Below are 20,572 nucleotides of genomic sequence, written 5' to 3'. Positions count from 1 at the left end.
TTAATTAACGGATATTGATCACCGCTCCAGGAATTCATAACCTTTCGGGGGCCACGGACCTATACTCGCTCCGGTTGGACGCGGGTTCCCGGGCAGGATGGGTTCATATCCTTCGGCTGTGTATTTAATGCCCAGGAACGGCGTCTGCTTGGGCTCACCATCATTGAGGGATCGAAGTACGGTGTCCATTATGCCGCTGGTCAGCAGATTGCGCTCTATTGGTGCTGTCGGCTTTCCCGTCACTATAAACTTCTGGATATTAAGCGGATAGTATCTTGAGATATTCTTGCTTCTGTCCAGCACAAATTCAGTTGCTACCATTTTGCCTTCAGCATTGGCGGCATAGGCCCAGTGTTCATCCATATATCCCTGCAGCATCAGTATTGATCCTTTGGTGCCATCAATGTAATGAATTAATACCGCATACGGCATTTTAACAAGATCCCGCATAGAACCTGCCGGCTTATTTTTAATCAAATTAACTCCCGCATTAACCAGTTCTTTGGAAATTTTGCCTGAATCTATCGCTGCCCAAACATCATTTCCCGCCAGCGTGTGTACGCTTCTGACACCCGTTTCCCCCCCTTTCCGGCGCTCAACCATGCACTGAAGGATTTCGATAGCATGAATGCCATACGAGTCAAGCGAAGCATAGCCTATAGCTACGGCCTCTTTAATTTTAGTTCCCAGAGGATGCTGAAATACGGGATCGCGCCACGCATAAGGCAGAGTTGAACCAGCCATCATGGGCACGTTCAATTCTTTAGCCCGGTCATATATCCACTTACTGTCCAGCCAGCTATACGACAGGTGCTTATCACTAAAAAGCGGAACAACTTTCTTAGAAGCGTCAAACACCCGGAAGATCTGTTCCAGATAATTCATCCTCGGATACATGGTCGCTCCAAGGCGGCTTTTTTTATACGTTCCGTGCTCGCCAATATAAATGACGGCATCAACAGCCAGTTTATCGCCTCCAAGTGTAAGGGCCTCCGCAATGGTGGGATAAACTGCTGCGCCATGCATTTCAGATAAACGAACGCCGGTATCCGTAGCATCAATCTGGTCAATCCACATAGACACAATTTTTACCTGGGGGCTTATCATGCCTTCATCCGTGGGAATCCCGAGAAAGAGTTTAGTCCCTATTACGTCGGCATGTGAACGGTTCCTGTAAACATTGGCGATAAAAGCCACGGTTTTGATGGAATTCTCCGTCTCATTGTTTTCTTTTGATTGCATAATCTATGTTCACCGTTATACGTTTATACTACCTGGCTTTCCCGTATTCCCGGGCTGCAATACCATTCAGATCCCATACTACTTTTCCGTCACGGATCGTCAGCACGGCCTGAAACTTTTGATCCCCCCCGAGCTTAAATCCCGCTGAATCAATAAAACCGAAATTTCCTTTCTCGATGTTTAGTATTGCTATGTCTGCCACGGCGCCTTCACTCAAATGCCCCAGGCCGAATTGCTGTATCGATTTGGCGGGCAGCCAGGTGGCCCGGGCAATGATGTCGTTCACACTCATCCCCATGGCCAGGAATTTTGACATAATATCCAGCATATCCTTCATCCCGGAGTTCATACTAAACCTGTGCAAGTCCATTCCAAACGAATCGGGCAAAAAACCTTGCTTTACTGCAGGTATGGCCTGGCTAAACCAAAAACCAGCACCCCCATGACCGACATCAAACAGTACCCCCTTATTTCTCGCTTCCAGAATAAAAGGCTGTACAGATCCCTTTTCGTCAACCAGGGTTTTTCTTTTATCATTGGGCACCGGCTTTCTTGCAGCAACATCCTGGTAAGCATGCGTTACTATGTCACCGGGCCTCAACCTTTCCAGGATCTTTTCATACGGGAGTTCGGGCAGCAAGCATTCTACGAGAATCGGGACTTTGCGATCATTTGCAACCTGGATACCCTTATCAAAGGGGATCCATTCTTTGCCGTGATAGTGACCGATAACGATCCCTACGATCAGGCCGGGGTATTCTCTAATCATGTCCGACATGCTGGCCGCGTCGATATCATCTATACCGGGAAAGCCTGTAAGCGCCGGCCATTCACCGGTCAGCCCCGCACCGAAAATATTCAAAAAAGAAAGTATCCGGGTTTTAGACTGATCAATGACCTGCTTCTTGAACTGCGGGAAATTACGCCAGCCTGATGTGCCCGCATCAACAACCGTTGTAATTCCTGAACGAAAAGAAAAATCATCAGGAGAAACACTCAAAACGCCATCGGCAAATGTATTAGGCTTGCTGCCGACAAAAACATGGGTATGTATATTTATCAAGCCGGGGGTTACCAGATAACCTTTCGCATCGATCACTTTAGCAGATTGCCCTGCCGAGATATCCTTGCTTATTTTAGCTATCTTCCCTCCCCTGATTGCGATGTCCATCTTTGAATCTATACCGTTCTTCGTGTCAATCACCTGTCCGTTCTTAATCAGCAAATCGAATTCCTGGGCGTGTACAAGCATCGGAACAAGGAATAAAAATGCGGCAAGCGAAACAGCGAAGGGCCTTAAGATCGCTGAGGGCTCTTTGACAATCTTCCTAACATCATTCATCGAATTCATGCATTATAGATTAAAATGATCATTATAATTCAGGGCTCTTTAAACGCCTTCTGTTACTTTCCGGATAACCCGCAGCCAGTTCAATCCGCAGATCTTTCTAATCCGCTGATCAGTGTAACCCAGGTCCTGCAGCGCTTTCAGCATTTCCGGATAATCGCTTACGTCCTTAATTTCTCTGGGGAGCTGCGGACCACCGTCGAAATCTGACCCTAACGCAACGTGGTCCTCCCCAAGTAAACGAACTCCGTAGTCTACTACTTTAGCAAGCTGGCTTACGCCCATCCAATACTTATCAGGGATCAATCCCTTAAAAACAAAAGGTAAACCGGTGGCAACCTGTTTATCGATATCCTCGATAGTTGAATCATGCGACACTTGCAATACCTTCGGTTTTTCAACTGGGTTCTGAGATTTTATCCAGGCAGCGTATTCAGGATTATTGAAACTGCTTCCAAATTGAATTCCGATAACACCCCCCTTCGCCGCAACGGCTTTTGCGCTTGAATCGCTTATACAACGCTGGTTATCCACAACCCCTCTGAATCCGCCGTGGCTGTAAATTACCGGGTGATCACTTGCAGCTGCAGTTTGAAGAATAGCTTCGTCAGATGCATGGGCGACATTGATCAGCATGCCCAGCCGGTTCATTTCACGAATGATATTCCGGCCGTGATCGTTAATTCCTCCCCATAACCTCTTGCCATAACAGGAGTCAATAAAAGCGTTGCTTTCGTTGTGCGCTGTCAGCTGGAGCGAGCGGACTCCCAGACGATAAAGCGCTCTCAGGAGCCCCAGATCACCGTCAAGGTCAAATCCCCCCTCAACATCAAGAAAAGCAGCTATCTTTCCCTTTTTGCTGATCTTCTCAATATCCCTGGCATTAAGGGCAAGTTCTATCACCCTGCTGTTCTTTTCGATCTGGTCCAGCGCCAGTTCTACCACCCTGAACGTATTTTTAATTTCATGCCGTCCGGGATAGTAGGGTTCAGGGGTATAAACTGAAAAAAATACGGCATTGAGCCCTCCTTCAATCATACGCGGAAGATCCACGGAACCATCTGTATACCTCTGACCAATATCCAGGCCCTGTAAAAGCTGCCTAGACATCACATGGATATGGCCATCCATCACAAAAGGCTTGGCAGCACTTGATGAAGTTAATTCAGAAAATGAAATATTGTCATCCATCAAGGGAGATATGTTTGCATTTGCCGGGAGTATCCTCCCGGCCAGCGGCAAAATTGTTAAGTACCTTATAAGGCTTCTTCGTTTCATGTTTAGATCAGATCCGGGCGCTATTTCCGCCAGCCCAAAAACTCATAGCCCTGGGGCGGCCATGGAACGGCGTTCGTCGGTAATGGATTTGGCGACCGGAACGGCTTATAGCCTTGTGCTGAATATTTAATATTCAGGAAAGGCGTCTCCTTTAGTTTACCCTCATTCAGGGATCGGATCCCCATGTCAATAAGTTCGCTTGTTAATAAGTTCCGTTCAAACGGTGCCTGCGGCTCCCCGGTCTGGATCATCCTGTCAACATTATAGAGTAAATAACTAAAATGAGAACTGCGTAGTCCGATGTCCAGGTAGAACTCTGTTGCAACGGTCTTGCCATTGGCTTTTGCAGCATATGCAAATCCACCCGGCCGCGGCGGCAGGTCATCGTTTCTCTTACCGGCCGTCCCGGTTAATATCAGGATAGCTCCTTTAAGGCCGTCATTATATTTCACAATCACGGCAGAAGGGTTTTTAACCAGTTCCCGCAAAGAACCCGGAACCCGGAAAGAAATGGTATCACAGGCTGCATTTACCAGGTCCCAGGAGATCTCCCCTGAGTCCATAGCAGCCCATACCGCATCACCCTGTAAGCCCCGTACACTGGCAACACCTGTTTCCCCGCCGGCCCGGCGTTCTACCATGCACTGAAGAATTTCTGTAACATGATGGCCGTAGCCATCAAGCGTACCGTAGCCCACTGCCACGGCTTCAGTAATTTTTACGCCCATAGGATGCTCAAGACCTGACGGGCGATAAGCGTACGGGAGCGACGAGCCCGACATCATGGGCACCTTTAATTCTTTAGCCCGGTCATAGACCCACCTGCTATCAAGCGCGCTATAGGACAAGGCCTTGTCGGAAAAAACCGGCACTGATTTTTTGGAAGCGTCAAACACTCTGAAGATCTGTTCCAGCGTATTCATCCTGGGATACATTTTTTGCCCCAGCCGGTTGTACGGATAATCACCATGCTCTCCGGTATATACAACAGCGTCAACAGCCAGTTTATCGCCGCCCAGCGTTAAAGCCTCGGATACGCTGGAATAAAGAGGTACCCCATTCATTTTTGCGATCCTGACGCCAATATCTTCGTCTGTTATCTGGCCAATATGCATGGAAACGACTTTTACATTCATACGTTTCATGCCGTCATCCAACGGAAGCCCGACAAAAAACTTAGTAAAAAGTACATCGGCATGAGACCTTCGGTAATAGGCGTGGCAAATTAAAGCCACGGTCTTCACACCCTCCTGCACAGGTGATACCTGGACTTTGTTATTATTGGCCGGGGTATTATTAAACTCCTCTCCAAAACCGAATGCAGGAATGATCGTCAAACCGGTAGCTGTCAGAACTGATTTTTTAATAAAATCCCTGCGGGTATTACTTTTATCTGTTTTCATAAAACATCTTTGTTAAATAGATTAATGAGTTAATTGCTTTGTCCTGTGCCCGGCCCTACATCCCACCACATTCTGCCTTGCAGGAGATCCGTATTTTGTTCAGTAAAGTTTTGTCTTTTAATAGCGTCTTGGTAATTGACGGAATTTACGTCCCTTTCACTGAGCGGTAAAGAGAACCTTCTGAACATTTTACCTCCCGTAACGTTTCCGGGCCATGGGATCCTGGCAGTACCGGATACCCAATTTGCGTAGTTGAACACAGGATATTTAGTACGGCGCCAGTTTGAATAAACTTCGAAAACATCGCCATGCATGCTTATCCACTTCTGGGTAGATATTTGCTCAAGCTGCTTCGCAAAGGTGTCATTAACTAAATAAGGATTTGCTGTCAAATATGCATTTACAGACGAAGCTGGAATCACTCCGGAGACAGAACCTACAGCCGGCCATAATGCCCATTCTGCCATCGCAGCACGTACCCCGTTTTCATACGCCGTTTTAGCTGTTGTTCCAACATTCCAACCTCTGGCGGCGCCTTCTGCCAAAAGAAGGTAAGCTTCGGCCGCACCCATGGTAATAATAGGCGCCGCACGGTTTAAGTAAAACAACGAGGGCTCAGAATAGGTATCAAAATCTGCCGGCAGTAAGTTCATAGTACCGTTTATCATTCCACGCTGCTTAGCCGGGGTATTATCCGGATTATAGGTACTGCCGGAGCGCACCCATACAACGGAAAGCATAGGTAAACGAGGATCATTCGTTGCTTTTAAGTGATCAATGAAGGTGGCAGCCCATTTGCCTCCGCTCGAATTGTCGCCTCCGGGGGTTGCAAAATCAACACTGATGTACTGATCTATCCGCGGATTTGTCTGCCCGGCAACATTTGCATACTTGATATATGCAATATCGCTGAAGTCGGCCATTACCCCCCCGGCGACAGCCTTTTCTACCCAAATCTTAGCAGTTGCAGGTTCAACATCCGAGAGACGCATGCCCAGGCGAAGCATCAGGGTATAGCCGAATTTCTTCCATTTGGTTATATCGCCTTTAAAATAGAGATCCGACGATCCAAAAACATTTGGTTTGGAAGCATCCATGGATTTTAAGGCTGCGTCCAGTTCGTTCAGCATGGCTGTGTAGATACTTTTTTGAGTATCATATTTTGGCTTTAAATTGTCCAGGCCCTTCATAGCTTCCGTATACGGCATATCGCCTGCAACATCAGTTACTCTATGTATGGCAAGTATCCTGAGTATGTTACATGCAGCTCTTTTATTGACGTTCTCGGGGCCCGGTATCTGGGCAACAATCTGAATAAGCCGGTTCCATTGATTTTTAAACACGTCGAAATTGGCGATGGTACCACCAAAGGAGGAGAACCGGTCGCCCGGGGATGATACCGTATTTTCCTTATAGGTAGAACGATATTGAAGGCCCGTTTCAAGAGTGCCGTAACTTTGAGTGGGGCCGGATTCCAATACCGCTGAAGTAAATGAATATTGAGGCACTGCATATTCTATGGCGTTCGGATTCTTGTTCAGGTCAGTCAGGTGTTCCGAATTGCAAGATGGAATAACGAAAGCAATAAGAAACATGCAAGCGACATATATCGATTTAATGAATATCTTTTTCATGTTCTGGGATTTATTAGAATTTTAAATTGAGGTTGAACCCAATATTCCTCGTGCGGGGCATAGAAATTCCCTGGGTACCCTGGGCATTCGTTACAGACTCCTGGATCTCCGGATCGATACCTGCCTCCTTGATGCGTTTATCCTGGTAGAGGATGGCGAGATTTAAACCGGTAATACCAACAGAAGCCGACTGGATTTTCAGGAATTTGAGAGAATTGACCGGCAGGTTATATTTTAAAACAACTCGCCGAAGCTTTACAAAATCCGTTTTATAAATAAATTCTTCCCGGTTATTATTTCCATAGTTATTATAATAAGTGGCAAGGGTTGCAACCGGCCATACTCTCGTGAACGGAGCGCCGGTCTGATCGACACCACTTACGGTCAGTCCATTTTCCCTGCCTGGCAACGTACTCTTCGTTTTACCAAACCGGGCGGCATATTGCATCATATTACTGTAGCCTACCGCACCAAATTTTGAATCGATATCCACTGCCATAGACAGACGTTTATACCTGAAAGAGTTACTGAGGCCCATCAGGTATGGCGGATTGCCTACTCCAACATCCTTAAGGCCGACCACCTGGAATCCGGATGTTCTGTTGAAGATCTGCACTCCGTCGGCATTCTTTAAAAATACATTTGCGCGTAAGGTCGAATAAGGCAGGCCAACTGCATTGATCATACTCACCCCCCCGATGCCGCTTCCCAATGAAAGAAAATCGATTCCTTCTGCAAGCTCAACGATCTTACTTTCATTATAGCTGAAATTGTAATTCACATCCCAATTGAAGTTGTCTTTCCTCACCGGGGTACCGCTCAAGCTTATTTCCCAGCCCTTGTTGGTTACCAGGCCCAGGTTTTGCCGGCCGGCAGCATACCCGGTCGTCACGGAGATAGGAGGAGTGAGAATATCGTCCCTGGTACTTCTGGAATAATAGTTCACGTCAAGACCTAAGCGGCTGTCTAACATCTGAACCTCGAATCCGCCTTCTACAGTGGTCACTGCAACCGGGCGAATATTTGGATTTTGCAAAGTATTCGGATTAGACAGGCCCGGTGCATTATACGCGTTCAACGTGTTAATTGTATACGTTTGATTTATACTTCCCGCATTCACCGTAGCGCTTCCTACCTCGGCCCACGATGAACGAAGCTTAGCATAATTAAACAGCGAAGGCAATTTCACTACATCTGAGAGAATAAAGCTTAATCCCACAGATGGGTAAAAGATGGAATTAAAGCCTGGATTTAAAACAGAGAACCAATCCTTACGCCCGGTAACTGTTAAATACAGAAAGTTCTTATAATCGATATTTGCTTCGCCGAAAAGAGAATTAGTTCCGCTTTTATTTTCATTTAAATTAACAAGTTCCCTGTTTACAAGATTGGAAGGGCTATAGAAATCAGGCACTATCCATTCGGTTCCATTTGCGGTTTGGACCCTGCCAAAATCTCTTTCACTTTGAGAACCGGCAAGAATGTTAACTCCTAGCTTGTCGGACAAAAACCTTTGATTATAGTTTACAATTCCCTGAAAATTGGTTTTATCTTCTCTCCTCGTTTGAGAATCGAAATAACCCAGCTGAAAATATTCGTTTGTATTAGGAACATAATTTGATTCGCTGTAATCATTATAATCCTTTGCGACCGTACCTTTGACATAGAGATTCGGAAGCAGATTAACCTGAACACTCGCCCTGCCTATTAATCTTTGAAGGTCGTCTTTGTTACCTAACTGATAAGCTGCGTAGTAAGGATTGACGGACGCTAAAGAAGAATTCCATCGCTGTTCCCGCCCGGTCGCAGGGTCAATGCCGGGATTTTCCGGATTGCCGATCATATTCCTGATATCAACTGAACTCGCCACCATGTATACACCCCATGCCGCATTTAATTCAGCATACCCCACATTCGGCCTGTTCCGGCCTTCGACCATATTGTACTGAACATTGGTTTCAACGGTGATAAAATCATTTTTTCCCATCTTTCCAATTACATTCAGATTCGCAGTTTTCCGCTTATACTCTGAATTCGGCTGCTGATCTTTGGCGCGAAGATCGCTGACAGATAATCTCATCCTTAAGTTTTGATTGCCCGCATTGAATGCAACGGTATTTGTTATATTTTGACTTGTCCTGAAGAAATTCCGGATATTGTCTTTAGCATAAAATGGAGAATAAGGGCGCATAACCCCATCAGCCTGCATTGCCAGTGACCCATCCATTTTTGCGCCGAATGATAAGCGGCCTGAAGCCACTGCTTCTGCCTCTGTTATTGGTTTTACGCCTGTAGAGCCCTGGCCGTATTCATACTGAAAATTGGGAAATACAGAGGGCATCCCAAAGTTTGAGTCTGAGGTAACGTCGATACCAACACCCTTTTGTATACTTCCTTTTTTTGTCGTAATAAGTATCACCCCATTTGCCGCCTGACTTCCATAAAGCGCCGCAGCTGCACCACCCTTCAGAACAGAAATTGTAGCTATATCGTCCGGGTTCATGCTGGATATGCCATCACCACGGTCCACATTCAAGCCGCTGGAACTTGGATTTGCAGACCGGTTTGTATTATTGATGGGCATACCATCAACAACATATAAAGGCTGCTGGTTACCATTCAGCGATGTATTTCCGCGAATAATAACACGGCTTGAGGCACCAACGCCTGAGTTGACCTGGGTGGCGTCGACACCAGCAATTTTACCGGTTAAGGAACTTGCAATATTATTCTGACGTGCCTCTGTAAATTCTTCTCCGCGAACCTCCTGTACCGCGTAACCCAGCCCTCTTTTTGACTTTGTTACACCCAGGGCGGTGACAACAACCTCACTCAAAGCTGCATTCGCAACTTCCAGCACCATATTGATCGACGTCCTGTTACCGATGGGAACTTCCTGACTTGTGTAGCCTATATAAGTGAAAACAAGGATGCCGGAATTATCAGGAACCGTAAGGGTATATTTTCCATTCAGGTCGGTTGTGGTTCCCATGGTCGTCCCTTTGATCTTTATACTCACACCGGGAAGTGTGATCCCATCTTTATCTTTAACCTCACCCGTGATAGTGACCGGGGGGATCACCTCTTCAACCGCAGCTTTAAATTCAACAGGCCTCTCTTTTTCTTTAATCGTAACTGTGTTTTTATTGATGCTATACGTAAGAGGCTGTACACTGAAGATCTCTTTCAGCACAGACTCCAGAGTTGATCCCTTTACTACGATATCAACAGGCCCGGCCATTTGCAGGAGGTCATCAGTATAAATAAAGTTAAACCCGCTTTGAATCCGCAGTTCCTTAAGCACTGATTTTAGCGGGGCATTCGACTTTGACAGGGTGATCCTCTGTGCGAAACCCGCCGCGCTGACCTGCATGAATGTAGCTATTAATATTACCGTTGTCAGGCGCATAACAAGCCCTATTCTTCTGGAATCGGGCATACCCAATTCCTTCATATAATTTTTATACATTTGTCTGTTTGGTTTTAAGCAGAATACCTTGGTTTCGAGGCTGGGGTATTTGCTGATGATCGTTGATAAGTTAATTATTGGCTTTGCCAAACATGAACCAGGAATGTTTCCGCATTTCTGGTTTTTTTGCCTTAGCTTTTCGTTCGTAAGTATTTCTCCATAGCGCTTATTTAAGTTAATAATGTTATTTCCTGGCTTATTTGGTCACAATGATGCGTTTTCCTTCTATCTTAAACCTGACCCTCCCCGTCAATTCAAGAGGCTTCAAAACTTCCGAGACGTTGTCAAACCTCGATACGGAACCTCCAAATTTGCTCTCGGGTATAGGCCCCCTATACTCTACCTCCACGTTATACCAGCGTGATACCATTCGCATAATGTAGCGTATGTCGTCACTTTCAAAAACGAACTGCTGGTTCTTCCAGGCAACGGCAAGTTCCGTGTCAATATTCGCGATATGTATCGTGTTTCCTGTTAAAGCTAACTGCTGACCTGGTTTCAATATTCTGTTGCTGCCATTATTAGTGTTTACTTTAACACTTCCCTCCAGCAGGGTCGTTTTAACAGCAGGCTCATCTTCATACGAGTTGACGTTAAAGTGCGTCCCCAGGACTTCAACCTCCTGTGTCGCCGTTTTAACAATGAACGGGCGTGAATGATCTTTGGCGATCTCAAAGTATGCTTCGCCGGTTAAGTCAACTTTACGGTTTGTATGAGAAGAGAAACTTGAAGGGTAAGTTAGCTTTGAGGCAGCATTAAGCCACACCGTTGAACCGTCGGGCAGATGTATTTGATACTGTCCTCCCTTAGGTGTCTCAATGGTATTAAACTGATTACCGGTGTTCAGGTCCTGCTGCGACGGGTCTAATATTTTATAGACTAACTGCCCGTCAGCGGTTTTACTAATTTGCACGCCGGCTTGTTCGGCAAGTGTGCCATTGCTGGCATCGCTTAAAATGATCTTCTTACCATTGGCCAGGGTAAGCATCGCCTTATTTCCGCCGGGAACGATCTGCTCCTGTTCAACACCCTGGCCGGCAAGCGGGGCTGGCTTATCTGCCTGCGGCTGGTAAAACAAGCCAATCGCGATTACAACTATCGCAGCGGCGGAAGCGGCCAGTCTGAAAACGATTCTTCTCTTCTTCCTGGTCATATCAGCCTGGTGCGATAAAATATTTTCGCTGATCGAGTTCTTCAGATCAGTTTTCAACTGTGCACGTTCGTTTTCCTCCAGACCGGCGGTATAGTCAGCGCGCAAGCCAAATGCTTTATAATAAGCGTCAAGAAACCCCACCTCTTCCTCAGAAGCGTTCCCGGAATTATATTTCTCAAGAATTTCAAGAAACCGTTTCTTTTCGAGCTGATCCATGTATGGGTTTTATATACATGTGTCCTGAAAGCCTGGTTTTGCCCAGCGGGATTGAAAATAAATTTTAAGGTTCCTTTTTAAGGGCGCTCAGTACTTGTCTGTAAGGATAATAAATAATTGGAGCAGCATGAAGGTTGTTTTCAACTTCAATAAGGCCCTGCCCAGGTGATTTCTAACAGTTTTCGGGGAAAGACTGAGGGTGGAAGCTATCTGATCGGGACTAAGCTCATCGTGGTACCGCATCTTAAATATAATACGCTGCTGATCCGGGAGCGAGTCAACTAAGGCATTATAAGCCCTGATAAGCTCCTTTTCTATGATAGCAGCATCCGTACGGTCGCTGCAGCTAACCAGTTCAGACAAAAGGTCGGGGACGGATACATATCGCTGCTGCTTTTGCAGGAGCTTATACACCTGGTTTTTTGTTACTGTGTATAGCCACGCCGGAAGATTTTCAATAGGCACTTCCTTATTCCGGGTCCACATGACAGTAAATACTTCCTGGGCAATATCTTTTGCCTGATCTTTATCTCCAAGACGCTTATAAGCTTCGTCAACTACGTTATGCCAGTACTTTTCATACAATACGTCAAAAGCATGGCTGCTTCCTTCGCCTAACTGAATAAGAAGAAGCCCGTCGTGTGCTGTATGTGATTTCCCTGTTAACATGATCCTGCCTGACAAGGTCTATTGCAAGTAATTAATTCCATAGGAAAGCATGAAAATCCTATAATAAAAATTATACAAATTATAATTTCTCTGCTATGTTTTCCGGGTAGTTACATGATACTGCCTAAGGGCTATACATGAAGGTCTTTAAATATATGGAAATAAAACAGTCAATTGCAACAGAAAAAGAAAGATCTCTATGTCCTTTACCTCAGGGCATATGGTTGTCGAAACAGGTTAACTATACATAGGCAATACAGTCTATTTCAATAATTGAATTGCCGGGAATACCACCCTTGGCTGCTGCTATAGTTGATCTTGCAGGTGGTTTTTTGCCGAAGCGACCCTTATAAACTTCATTCATTGCGTCAAAATCGGCGATGTCATTCAGAAACACCGTCACTTTAAGAACCTTATCCATAGATGAGCCCGCGTCGATCAATCGCTTCTCCATTTTTTTGAGCGCAAAATCTGTATCTCTTTTTATGTCGTGCACAGACGCAGCATCAGGGCCTGTACCGGATATGAATACCAGCCTGCCAAACTGAGTTGAAGCTGCAAACATTGGGACGTCCTGAAAATTCGTGACATCAAGCACCGATTTTTCGTCGTGTTCCATTTCTTTTGCGCTTACTAGACTTCCTGCGCCTGCGATCCCAATAAATGTGGCCATTAGTCTTTTCAGTACCGACCTTCGTTTTAATTCCATGTTCCTGTTTTTTTATTATTAATACTAGTGTTTAAATGCAGCTCATTTCTCACCTTCCTGACCCCTGTTCCGTCGCCGGCTTTGTGCGCGGGAACTTCTTTGCCAGCCGGACCGGCAAAACTTGAATCCGGGATAATGCTCAATCCAATGTACCAAATACTGTTTGCTTAATGAAATCCCTGCGCAGATTCTCGCTTTTTAGCTCAGTCTTCTATATACTTATGAAGGATACCTTTCTTATTTCCCTTCCGTTACTTCCCTGATCACACGGAGCCAGTTCAGACCGCAGATCTTATTTACCCGCTGATCAGAATATCCCAGGTTCTTAAGTGCCTTTACTATTTCCTGATAGTCACTCACGTCCTTAATTTCCCGCGGCAGAGGCGGCCCTCCGTCAAAATCTGAACCCAGCGCAATATGATCTTCGCCCACTAATCTGACCCCATAATCGATCACCCTGGCGAGCTGATCTGTTCCCATCCAATACTCGTCTGGAATAGTTCCTTTGAATACAAACGGAAGCGTTTCAGCTTCCATCTTATCAATATATGCTATTGGTGCATCCGCGGGAATTGGCGTCAGCTTCGGCTTTTCGACAGGATTTTTAGATTTTATCCAGGCAGCATACCGGGGATTGTTAAAGGTGCTGCCAAACTGGATCCCGATCACACCTCCTTTAGCGGCCAGCGCCCGGGCTGCTTGGTCACTTATGCATCTTTGGTTATCCACAATTCCGCGAAAACCGCCATGGCTATAAACAACCGGCTGCCGGCTTTCTTCGACGGTTTGCAGGATGGCATCATCAGATGCATGGGCTACATTGATCAGCATGCCCAGCCTGTTCATTTCCGAAATCAATAAGCGGCCATGATCATTAATTCCTCCCCATAACTTTTTTCCGTAACAGGAGTCAATAAAGGCATTGCTTTCGTTGTGTGCTGTCAACTGAAGCGAGCGGACGCCCAGGCGATAAAGCGCCCGCAGGAGTCCCGGATCACCGTCAAGGTCGAATCCCCCCTCGATATCAAGAAAAGCCGCTATTTTCCCTTTTTTGCTGATCCTCTCAATATCCCCGGCATTGAGTGCAAGTTCGATGACCTTATTGTTCTTTTCTATCTGGTCCAGGGCCAGTTCTACAACCCTGAAGGTGTTTTTTACTTCATGCCGGCCAGGATAATAAGCCTCAGGCGTATAGACAGAAAAAAATACCGCATTAAGTCCTCCTTCGATCATACGGGGCAGGTCTACGGTACCGTCCGTGTATCGCTGGCCAATATCCAGGCCTTGCAGCAATTGTCTTGACATTACGTGAATGTGGCCATCCATAACGAACATCTTCCTTTTGAAACCCTTACTGTCATCCAAAATCTCATCCCCATGGAAAATCCTGCCACCAGTACGAAAAACTGCTGCCCCGCCAACAACAGGAAGGCATAAAGCCATACCTGCCAGGCTTAGATCAAGAAAATTCCGCCTGTTCATCCGTTTAGCCGGTTGCTCATTGCCACCTTCAGTGAGAGGCGGAGACTCCTTTATAAAACGTGACGATTTCATATATATACTATGCCTTTAATTACAGTTCCAATTTTCTTCTTCCCTCACCTGTTATAAAACCAGAATTCCACATCGGAATCCAGGTTTGGGTTAGTGTAACGTTTTTTACACCAGGCACCTTCATTAATGCTTCCGGGATGGTCAGGGATGCTTTGCCTGTCCCAGGCCCCTGTTGTACTGAACTTGACCCATGGGTGAAATAAGCACCAAGCGGCCTGCCCCGGTGCGGCATACAAAGTACAATATTGACCGTGTCACCTTGTACCGTTACATCATACACATATCCTAACTCTACTATACTTATGTCGGAAGAGTAGAACTGCGGGTCCTTGCAATGCTGAAGCGCTTTCCAAAGTAATTCCTTCGATACCGGGCTATCGCCCGATTCACCCGTCTTTGCCAAGACTGGCTGTGACCGGGCGACAACCTGATTTTTCGGCAGTATACCGGCTTTAACAGTTACCGGCGCTTTCAATTCATTTCTTAAGCGTTCTACTTTACCCGGGCCTTCTTCACTGGTAAACGGCAAGCTCACATAAGCACTTTTTGAAAAAATAGCTGATCCCTCTTTCATAGGCCCGCTCCGGTAAGGATACCTCGCCCAGACCTGGCCATGAAACTTAGTGGTTTCTGTTCTTGGCACCCCGGTATGCAGGATATCGACTCCCTGTCCGGTATGCTCCAGATGAAGCGCCATAAATGAATCTGAAGTATCCTTATTGAAAAATCCTACGCCCCATAACTTTTCTGAAAAGGCAGGAGGTACGGCACCTGTATTTAGTTTACCATCAGGGCCAATCCATAATACTTCCGGAAGCGACTTCCCGGGAAGTACCCATTCATCATCCCTGATCGCACCTACATTGAACGTCTTTACTGCACTCATGCGCGAAAACTTGTGAAAATATGGCAAACCTGCATAAAACCGGTATTCAACATCGATATTCAATCTGGCTGGTGAAAAAACCGGATGCAGGGGCGAATACGGAAAGCCCCAGCACCTGACTATCGTACAAACCGGGCCCCGTACTACTTCGTAATCGGGAGATTCATCCCATAAAGCGATCCTGAACTTTTGAAATCCGCCCTCAGCCATATAATCGTTTGACCAGTCGATGTTTCCGGGCTCACCATGCCCCACACCGCCGGGATATAACACCAGCCCGTGATTTCGCTTGATGGTCAGCCTTTCTATTTTGCCGGCCTGAGGTGAAAGATTAGCTTTATAGAAGTTGTTCTCTATTTCAAGCCGGTAGCCCTCACCTGATGTTGTAAGATCACTTTTATAGACAGGTAGTTGCGCATTATCATTTCCGAAGAAAATAAGATAAAATTGCTTTTCATTTGCTTTTGCCCCGGCAAGAAATATTACTTTGCAGAACCGGTCATTCCCTCGGGTCGACTCTTCAAATACCTGCGACTTTATCTCTGACAATTTTCCCGCTTCTATTTTCGCGACCCTTACTTCGCGGCTCAGGAACTTAACCTTGTCGCCGGGGAAACCTAAAAAGGCCTCAACCGGTTCCAGCTCCCGCGCAAAACCACTTTTTTCTTCTGTAATCAATACTTTGTAATACTTCCATCCCTTCGCAAACTTCTGCCATTCCGGCGAAAGTGCGCTAACTTCATGGAAATCTAACGACCCGGAGACCGGGGTATCCAGCGGGCCTTCCTCAATCCGGGCCTGAAGGCTTGAAATCCTGATTGAGTTGGCAAGCGCCCTGACTTGCCGGAAATCTTTACGTTCCCAGGCAGACTTAATCAGTTCCTTCTTGATCTCGAACTTGTCGGTTCTATCCCAATAAGATCTTTCAATCCCGGTAACCATCCGCAGCAATGAGGATCTTTTCACCTTTGTTTCTATAATTCCGGCCATCGCAGAAATCGAGCATAGGGCCATACTTGTTACTCCGCCAACTGTCAATCCCAGGAAACTCCGTCGTCTTATCTTTGTTAACGGCACATCTTCCGTCAGATACGTTAGCGATTGTGCGTCGGTAACGTGAGAATCATCTGGAATAACAGATGCAGGCAAATCAGCATCAGGCAAATTCGTGCTATTGTTAGTTTTGATCATATTATAATTTCTAATGTTTAGAGGCCAACATATAAGCCTGCTTAAATAATCTGGTTGATCCCGGCCCGGGCTGTTAAGAGATCATATTGCCGGCAGCTGCAGCTTTTTCCTGCCCTCGTCTGTGATCAGGTTTGACGTCCACACCGGATACCAGGTCTGCTGAAAGACCACTTTCTTTACCCCCGGGACAGTCAATAATGCCTGCGGCACATTTAGAGAACCTTTATAACTTACATGAGAACTTGACCCTGACTCAAAATATTCTGCCCTCGGCCTGCCCCTGTGAGGCATCGCAAATATGACAGTTACAGTGCCGCCATCGACGGCAAGATCATATACGAATCCCAGTTCGACTACGCTTAACAAGCCTGAAACAGGCGTTCCGCTCAGAAACTGTCCATCTTTCGCCATTTCTAATGCCTTCCATAAGGATTCTTTAGGAATGATCGAGTCCCCAGCCTCTCCGGCACGGGCTAGAGCTCCTGAGACCGTCTCATTTTTTGTCAGCACAGGAAGTTTACCGGCTTTTATGCGGAGGGGATTAATCAATTCCTCCCTCACATCCTCCACGATAGCCGGCCCATTGGATTCAGTAAATGGAATTACCAGATAAGCATTCTTCTGATACAGGGTTGAACCGGCAGGTACCGTAGTATTCTGCCCCAAAACCGCCCTGCTCCAAAGCTGGCCATGCCATTTGTTAACAAGTACGGGCTGCCCTGAGTGATTGATCGAGTCCAATCCTTCCGCTCTATGGTCCAGAAACAGCCCGATGATTGAATCCATGTTGTCGTCATGGTAAAAACCTGTACCCCAAAGATTATTTTTGCTTTTCGCGTCCGGTTCCCCCAAATTCACTTTCCCGTCCTTACTGACCCATAGCTTGTTAGTAAAGGCCTGACCTGTAAATACCCATTCATCATCCCGCAGATTATCGACCACAAGTTCTTTCAATGCAGTGAACTTGCTGGACTTAATGAAATAGGGTACTCCTGAGTAAAACCTGTATTCTACATACATATTGATACGACTCGGGGAAAATACCGGATGTATGGGCGAATAAGGAAAGCCCCATCTTCTGACTATTGTACACACAGGCCCGCGAATTATCTCATAGTCGGGGCACTCATCCCATAAAGTTGTTCTGAGCTTCTGAAAATATCCCTGCGAAATATAATCATGCGACCAATCCAGGCCCGGAGGCTCACCATGGCCATATCCCCCCGAATAGAGCTCAAGACCGCGCTCTCTTTTAAAGAAAATGCTTTCGATCTGACCTGTCTGGCGTGACAGCTTAATTCTGAAAAAGTCGTTTTGTATATCCAGGGCGTAACCGTCACCTTCTGTTTCCAGGTCGGAAACATAGGCGGGAAGCTCTGCATCCGGATTGCCAAAGAACACCAGATAAACATTCTTGACGGCTCCGTTACTCTCAGCGAGAAATGCAAGCTTGCAGTGCCATGAATCGCCCCTTCTCACTTCGTCATAAACCTGTGAAGGGGTTTCGGCCAAACGGCCGCCTTCTAACTTTGCTAAACGTATTTCACGACTTGGCGACCTAACCTGCGCAGATTTAAAAGCCAGGGATAACTCTACGGGTTCGTGGCTCCTAAACTGCGGATCAGGGATATTATTAACCGGGTACCCCAGAAGTTCGGCTTCCGGCGAAATTGTCCTTTTCGGCTTACTTACCTGTTCAAGACTGATCACTTTGAAATATTTCCATCCTTTGGCCCATTTCCGGAGGGGTTCAGGAAGTGCGGAAACTTCTGAAAAATCAGTCGAAGCTGAGTCGGGTGCCGAAACCCCGGCATGATCTGACTGCGCCTGAATTCCGCTTATTCTTAATGAATTTGAGATGGCGCTTGCCAGGCGGTAGTCCTTACGGTCCCATGCCGACTGGAGAGCGTCCAATTTTTCCTCAAACCGGTCGGTACGATCCCAGTAAGATGCTTCTTTAGGCTGCAAGCTTTCCCAGCCTGGTGTCCCGGCATCGCCTTTACCGCGTTTCGAAGCCGGTAAGGCCGGGACAGGCAAAGCTAAACCTGCAAATCCAAGCAAAGCTTTACCAAGAAAAGCCCTGCGCGGGGCAAAAGGGGCCTGGCCTGATATATGGTCGGGGCCGCCTGCTTGCTCGTGCGAGTGTTCTACAGATGAAGGATCTCTTTCCTTCTTCATCATTAATTTTTTAATTGATACTTTCATGCAGTGGAGTTAAAGCTTTCTAATCGCTATTTCGGGTTTTTATCCCACCAAAGGGGGGTTGCTACGTTATCAGGCCCACCCAGAAGAGGTACCGCAGCTTTAACAGCCTCCCCGTTAGCAATAATTTCCCGATCCAAAAAGGAGATCCTGCGGATCATTTTGTCAGGTGCTATATCCGGATTCTGCGAATTCAGCAGAGGATAAAATCTGGGATATCCTGATCTTCTGATTTCCGCCCATGCTTCATGAGGTTCGGGGAACAATGCCAGCCACTTCTGCGTTCCGATCTGTTCCCTTTGAATTTTGACATCGGCAGAGAACTTAACAGGAACGGTAGTCACAGGCGGGCTTTTGTACATATCGTTCAGTGCACTCGCACCTGTTGTCCCGTTAGTATAAGTGCTTATCGTGGCACTATTGGTAATTCCGTGCTCGTTCATTGAGGTTTCGATGCCCTTTTCATACAGGTCCTTTGCATTTCCACCCATGTTCCAGCCGTTCAACGCTCCCTCAGCCCTGAGGAAGTAGACTTCTGAAGCATACATGCATACCATAGGTGTAGTGTTCGCGGTGGACGGTGAATATTTGAGTCCCACGTTAGATAGATTAGTTCTTGAATGCACCGGCAAATTCTGATCGGCAACTGTCATACCGTTCCTTATTCCCCGGTACTGGCCGTCACTGGGAGCCGGACTCCAGTACACTTGCATGCGCGGATCATTATAGCCCTTCTGAATGCTTTCCATGGTTGCGCTCATCCGGCTATTGTTCCTGGCAATATGAGCATTCAGCCCGTGAGGAAAATCCGATGAAGATTTGATATAGGCACCGTCTCCAACTGCCATCATCACTCCTCCGGCGAACGCCTTTTCCGCTTCCTCTTTCGCCTTGGCCGGTTCAACATTCGAGATCCTGATCGCCAGCCTCAAACGCAGCGAATTTGCAAATCTCAGCCACTTTGCATTGTCTCCCTGGTAAAGCAGATCCTTATCTGCAAAAGACACCCGCGCCATATTGTTTTTCAATAAGACTGTGGCTTCATCCAGTTCCTTAAAGAAATCGTAATAGATATCTTTCTGAGCATCATATCTGATGCTTCGCTCCTTCGTCCCGATCTGGGAATATGGAATAGGCCCGAAGTAATCGGTCAGCCGCTGCAAGGTAACCACCTTCCATATTCTGGCTATGGCATTTAAAGTAGGTTCTTTACTGTCAGTGTTTTCAATGATACTTTGCAGATTAGACATGACATTGGTGTAGGTAGCAGGCCATATATCCATCCAGCGCTGAACAATTACATAACGATGCGATTCCTGGGCGGGCTGTACCCCGGCAAAGTGCTGGGAATACATTCCGGCGAACAGCATGGTCATCGTCTGCCAGTTGTAACCGGTTCGTTCAGTAAACACATTGTACTGAGCTGAAGGGAAAAGGCTCCTCACATCCGAGGGATCCAGAGTTTTCAATCCGCTTGGTTTGGTGTTTATTTCTTCGAAATCATCGGTACAACCAGGCGATAAGATGCAGACCATCAGTATCAGACAGGCAAATTTTCGTATACCGAACTTTATAGTAAAATTTTCCATGATTAATTACTTGTTAAAACCAATAATAA

13 protein-coding genes are annotated in these 20,572 nt (G+C 46.4%); all 13 read right to left on the bottom strand.

The genetic code is table 11. The features are described 5' to 3' along the window. Positions 1-18 precede the first annotated feature (18 nt). Positions 19-1,242 (bottom strand): hypothetical protein, encoded by a 1,224-nt coding sequence (locus P2W76_RS09070; protein WP_276347433.1) that lies wholly within the window; start codon positions 1,240-1,242, stop codon positions 19-21. A 28-nt stretch (positions 1,243-1,270) separates the two neighbouring features. Then, entirely contained in the window at positions 1,271-2,593 is a 1,323-nt protein-coding gene (locus P2W76_RS09065) for an amidohydrolase/deacetylase family metallohydrolase (protein WP_276347432.1), read from the bottom strand. 39 nt (positions 2,594-2,632) lie between these two features. Further along, positions 2,633-3,868 (bottom strand): dipeptidase, encoded by a 1,236-nt coding sequence (locus P2W76_RS09060; protein ID WP_276347430.1) that lies wholly within the window; start codon positions 3,866-3,868, stop codon positions 2,633-2,635. Between the two features lie 20 nt (positions 3,869-3,888). After that, complete coding sequence (locus P2W76_RS09055; protein ID WP_276347429.1) at positions 3,889-5,271, bottom strand: hypothetical protein; 1,383 nt, start codon at positions 5,269-5,271, stop codon at positions 3,889-3,891. Between the two features lie 29 nt (positions 5,272-5,300). Then, a complete protein-coding gene (locus P2W76_RS09050) occupies positions 5,301-6,905 on the bottom strand; it encodes a SusD/RagB family nutrient-binding outer membrane lipoprotein (protein ID WP_276347428.1) in 1,605 nt (534 codons plus the stop codon). A 13-nt stretch (positions 6,906-6,918) separates the two neighbouring features. Further along, positions 6,919-10,374 (bottom strand): SusC/RagA family TonB-linked outer membrane protein, encoded by a 3,456-nt coding sequence (locus P2W76_RS09045; protein ID WP_276347427.1) that lies wholly within the window; start codon positions 10,372-10,374, stop codon positions 6,919-6,921. 196 nt (positions 10,375-10,570) lie between these two features. After that, a complete protein-coding gene (locus tag P2W76_RS09040) occupies positions 10,571-11,743 on the bottom strand; it encodes a FecR family protein (RefSeq protein WP_276347426.1) in 1,173 nt (390 codons plus the stop codon). An 87-nt stretch (positions 11,744-11,830) separates the two neighbouring features. Beyond that, positions 11,831-12,412 (bottom strand): sigma-70 family RNA polymerase sigma factor, encoded by a 582-nt coding sequence (locus tag P2W76_RS09035; protein ID WP_276347425.1) that lies wholly within the window; start codon positions 12,410-12,412, stop codon positions 11,831-11,833. A gap of 241 nt (positions 12,413-12,653) precedes the next feature. Beyond that, positions 12,654-13,121 (bottom strand): RidA family protein, encoded by a 468-nt coding sequence (locus tag P2W76_RS09030; RefSeq protein ID WP_276347424.1) that lies wholly within the window; start codon positions 13,119-13,121, stop codon positions 12,654-12,656. Between the two features lie 237 nt (positions 13,122-13,358). After that, a complete protein-coding gene (locus P2W76_RS09025) occupies positions 13,359-14,675 on the bottom strand; it encodes a dipeptidase (protein WP_276347422.1) in 1,317 nt (438 codons plus the stop codon). Positions 14,676-14,694: 19 nt separating this feature from the next. Further along, positions 14,695-16,752: a hypothetical protein gene (locus P2W76_RS09020; RefSeq protein ID WP_276347420.1), complete on the bottom strand. Its 2,058-nt coding sequence runs from the start codon at positions 16,750-16,752 to the stop codon at positions 14,695-14,697. Positions 16,753-16,833: 81 nt separating this feature from the next. Next, positions 16,834-18,957 carry a hypothetical protein gene (locus tag P2W76_RS09015; protein WP_276347418.1) on the bottom strand — a complete coding sequence of 708 codons (2,124 nt, stop codon included), beginning with the start codon at positions 18,955-18,957 and terminating at the stop codon, positions 16,834-16,836. 26 nt (positions 18,958-18,983) lie between these two features. Further along, positions 18,984-20,543: a SusD/RagB family nutrient-binding outer membrane lipoprotein gene (locus tag P2W76_RS09010; protein WP_276347417.1), complete on the bottom strand. Its 1,560-nt coding sequence runs from the start codon at positions 20,541-20,543 to the stop codon at positions 18,984-18,986. Positions 20,544-20,572: the final 29 nt, after the last annotated feature.

The organism is Daejeonella sp. JGW-45, assembly GCF_029360805.1.
In the GTDB taxonomy this organism is placed as follows: domain Bacteria; phylum Bacteroidota; class Bacteroidia; order Sphingobacteriales; family Sphingobacteriaceae; genus Daejeonella.
The sequence above is the reverse complement of the archived record's forward strand: the minus strand, read 5'-3'. Positions and strand labels throughout refer to the sequence as shown.